1 protein-coding gene is annotated in these 320 nt (G+C 74.7%); it reads left to right on the forward strand.

From position 1 onward, the window contains the following. Positions 1-94 precede the first annotated feature (94 nt). A partial coding sequence (locus B8460_RS16015) for a response regulator (protein ID WP_048862614.1) occupies positions 95-320 on the forward strand: 226 nt, incomplete at its 3' end.

Genomic DNA, 320 nt, shown 5'->3' on the forward strand with positions numbered 1-320 from the left:
AGGCGCCCGCCGCCTCACCCGCCGCCTCACCCGCCGCCTCGCCCGCCCACCTGCCGGCGACCGCGCCGGCGACCACCCGCGTGGCGGACGCGGCATGAGGCTGCTGCTGATCGAGGATCATCCGATCGTGCGCAGCGGCGTGCGCCGGATGCTGCGCGAGCACGCGACCGAGATCCAGGAGGCGGGAACCGCTTCCGAGGGCCTCGCGCTGTTCGAGACGATGCGGCCGGACATCGTCCTGCTGGATCTCAACCTGCCGGACATGGGCGGGCTCGACGTGCTCCAGCGCCTGCGCGCGGCGCAGCCGGCGCAGCTGGTGA

This window comes from Acidisphaera rubrifaciens HS-AP3, assembly GCF_000964365.1.
Classification (GTDB): domain Bacteria; phylum Pseudomonadota; class Alphaproteobacteria; order Acetobacterales; family Acetobacteraceae; genus Acidisphaera; species Acidisphaera rubrifaciens.